The organism is Coprococcus sp. ART55/1 (assembly GCF_000210595.1).
GTDB lineage: Bacteria > Bacillota > Clostridia > Lachnospirales > Lachnospiraceae > Coprococcus > Coprococcus aceti.
Window position 1 is genome coordinate 187,789 of record NC_021018.1, and the last position, 3,234, is coordinate 191,022.

Sequence of the window (3,234 nt, forward strand, 5' to 3'; positions counted from 1 at the left end):
CGTGAACATCTCATATCCGGGATTCTATGATGATCTGGGTGGGCTGGAGAGGTAAAATAGATATAGAGCTCTTTATAATAAAAGTCGCCACTGTTATCGTAGGATGCATAGCATCGTAGATAACAATGGCGACTTTGTTAATGTTTTTTTATCCTAATAATTTAATGATATCCTGATCTGTCCAATATTCATTTGGATATATAGACAAATCATCTTTATGTTTACGAATAATTCTCTTCGGACTCTCTGTGTTATCATAAACATGTAAAATATCACATATATCTATCAGCTCTTTTATATGCCCTAATGACTTATAATATCTATCTATAACCTTTGTGTGTTCCACATCATGCCCACCAGATGCTACCCTTGACTCTATTCGCAGGATATTTATTGCAGGATCAATTGTCAGCACAAATACACACTTAATAAAATATCCCTCCTCCTTAGCCTTCCTAAGTATATCCATTTTATATTCTGACGATAAAACAGTTTCGAATGTAAAATCTTCGTTTTCCTCTATGGATTCATATCTCATTTTATCCACAAGAATTGCAGCATCAATATTTGTCATTCCTGTCGACATAACTATATCGTCTGCATTTGTATACCTTCCGACTTTATCAAAAAAAGACGTGATTGTACTTTTACCAGAACCATTTGGACCAGCAAATACAAGAACCATCGGTTTTCTATTTTGCATATTTTATATCTCCATTTGCATATTCAATATATGCTTTTTTATTCTCTTTATCATATCCCGCTATTGGTTTTTTACATACTCTGGCTTTATTTATTGCAGCTTTAACCGCCTCAACAGCTCTGGCATCCATCTCCCGATCAGACAACGTTAACGTTTTACTTTCTTCTTCTCTTGATACTACATTTATTATCTTCCCACTTTTCGTGCTCACTGATTGTCATACAATCACCGCCTTTATACTTTTTATTATATATATAATTCATGATTTAAATAGTCTTATTTTATAATTCATTTTACCACAGTTCATGGACTATTCACAACAGCTTACTCCGTTGCCCTCTCAAACTCATCCGTTCCAGTATCTTCCCAGTTTGTCTTTCCACTACTTATCACTTCTCCACTGGAAAATACATATGCATAGATATCTTCTATTTCGGCGCTGCCATAATCATATGTTCCATCACCGCCTTTTTCAGTACGATACCTTACATACAGACCGCACTTCTCATTTTCTGACTTGCCATCATATACAATGTATTCCACTGTAGTGTCACTTTCAGACAATATACATCTTGATAATGACTCCGAGGCGCCGTAATATACTTCGAATTTTCCAGCTGTGGCATCTGAATATTTCTCAAAGATCGCCTGATACCCGACTGTAATTTCCTTATTTTCTGGCTGATCATTTACATCAGGATCAACAGAGGAATCAGTGGAGCTCTCTGCATTCTCCCTGCTGTCACCCGAAGCTTTTTCCGTTATCGCAGAGTCTTGTTCGCTGTCTTTTTCTATATCCGTATCTTCTCTTCTATATCTGGTCGTGAGACGTCTACTGCTGGTCTGCCCATTAAAACGCATGGTCACAAGCTCGTCTCGCTGTTCAGAGCCGGACACTACCACCTCCACACGATCAATATACCATGTCGTCTCGAGATTGCCGTCGTAAAACCTTGCACCGTCATTTGCCACTTCAAATGACCTATATGCAACCGTCTTCTCTTTGCCCTTCAGCACCAGTCTTCCATGGGCAGCTCCAAATGGAAAATCCGGGTCGCCAACAGAATAGATCACAAGCTCATAATCACTATCTGGAGACGTTGACACACTTATCTGCTCAGCTTCGTAACGCGTCTTATATCTAACATAACCTAATGGCAGCAACACCACCATTACCAATATGCAGGCTATGATAACAACATACTTTGGTATCTTATTCATGACTATTTCCTGCCTGTCTCCTCATACATTCCTATCTTCTTCATGTTTATATAAAATTCTAAAAAATTAATTATTATTCTGCGAACAATTGGCCGCATCAATGGCAATCACAAGCATAAGTGCCATGATCTCATCACCCGGATCTGAGATATCAAGTGTGTATGTATCTCCCCAGCTGAGAAGCTGCTTTGCTATATTTGCCACCAGCCTGCTTCCAGATGTAACATTGTAATTCCATGAAAGGAAATCTCCATCACACTGCCATCCACCATACTCAATACTGTACGATGGCTTGAAGAATGTAAATTCCTTCCTGATACTTCCACACGGTCTGCCACCCACACTGATGTCAAATGTAGGCAGGAATGTGAATAATCTCTGACTGATAAGACCTATCTCATTTCCCGCAATGTCATATACGTGAACCTGATGCGTCAGCCGGAACGCCTCCGACTTCACAAAATATTTTTTGTTTCCCCATTCATCATATATATCGTAGGTATCTGTCCAGGCAAATACCCGTTGTTTTATCATAAGTCTCATGAAACCACTCCTTATATCATATGTCGACGTGCATAAGCGCTATGACATGCGCACGCCTACTCAACTTGCGCTCATTATATGACATACCCCGGCACCACCAGCTTCACCACGTAAGACACCACAAATATCCCAAGCCACACATACACATACCACAACCGGAATCTCACAAGCGGTGTCCTGCCATTTGTGGCAAGCCTGATCGTATTGCCCACCAAATATATGATGCAGATGCACGCCAGATACACAGTCGCCACATGGTAATACATAGCCGTCAGAATATGTCCGTGGAGCATGGCAAGTACAGCCCTTGTCGTACCGCATGCGGGACATATCACCCCTGTAAACCGGCGTATCTGACACCCCTCAAGCCATGAGGTATCCGGCAGGACACGAAGGAGCAGTATATATACCGCCGTGCCAATAAGCAGTGTTATGAGCACTGCTATCTCCGCAATATATAACTGCCCCTCTGTATGTCCTAGAAGTTCAAATAATCTATATATTTTTCCGCTATGTCTTCCTGCGTTCTTATGTTCCATAGAATATCCTTTGTCTCTATTGAATGATTTCCGCCCTCGTATTTATACAGAGGGATGTTCTTAGCCTCACAAAGTCTTGTCAGCTCACCCGTGTTCACAAGCGGATCTGCTGTGCCATGAAAAGCTATGCCATTTGAATTGGCATACTGCATGGTGATCTCAAGCGGAGTGAAGTATATATTTCTCACCTTCAGCCCCATCTCTGCCACATATCTTGCAGATATAGCC

The 3,234-nt window shown here is 40.8% G+C and carries 5 protein-coding genes and 1 pseudogene; all 6 read right to left on the reverse strand.

Annotation, left to right across the window (positions count from 1 at the left end):
• Positions 1-148 precede the first annotated feature (148 nt).
• On the reverse strand, positions 149-703 hold the full coding sequence (locus CCU_RS00855) for a zeta toxin family protein (protein ID WP_015533210.1): 555 nt from the start codon (positions 701-703) through the stop codon (positions 149-151).
• Complete coding sequence (locus CCU_RS00860) at positions 693-914, reverse strand: hypothetical protein (RefSeq protein WP_208895879.1); 222 nt, start codon at positions 912-914, stop codon at positions 693-695. Before CCU_RS00860 ends, CCU_RS00855 begins: the two co-directional genes overlap by 11 nt.
• Before the next feature lie 113 nt (positions 915-1,027).
• Positions 1,028-1,924: a hypothetical protein gene (locus tag CCU_RS00865; RefSeq protein WP_015533211.1), complete on the reverse strand. Its 897-nt coding sequence runs from the start codon at positions 1,922-1,924 to the stop codon at positions 1,028-1,030.
• A gap of 66 nt (positions 1,925-1,990) precedes the next feature.
• Positions 1,991-2,482, reverse strand: a complete 492-nt coding sequence (locus CCU_RS00870) for an LURP-one-related/scramblase family protein (protein ID WP_256364707.1) — start codon at positions 2,480-2,482, stop codon at positions 1,991-1,993.
• A gap of 59 nt (positions 2,483-2,541) precedes the next feature.
• Positions 2,542-3,006, reverse strand: coding sequence for a DUF2752 domain-containing protein (locus tag CCU_RS00875; protein WP_208895880.1), 465 nt, complete (start codon positions 3,004-3,006; stop codon positions 2,542-2,544).
• A pseudogene (locus CCU_RS00880) lies at positions 2,946-3,234 on the reverse strand (alpha/beta hydrolase); the annotation flags it as partial. The gene CCU_RS00875 and the pseudogene CCU_RS00880, both read right to left, overlap by 61 nt.

Excerpts from the sequence above, each read along its gene's own strand:
- CCU_RS00855 (WP_015533210.1), bottom strand. The coding sequence starts at position 703 with ATGCAAAATAGAAAACCGATGGTTCTTGTATTTGCTGGTCCAAATGGT.
- CCU_RS00865 (WP_015533211.1), bottom strand. The coding sequence starts at position 1,924 with ATGAATAAGATACCAAAGTATGTTGTTATCATAGCCTGCATATTGGTA.
- CCU_RS00875 (WP_208895880.1), bottom strand. The coding sequence starts at position 3,006 with ATGGAACATAAGAACGCAGGAAGACATAGCGGAAAAATATATAGATTA.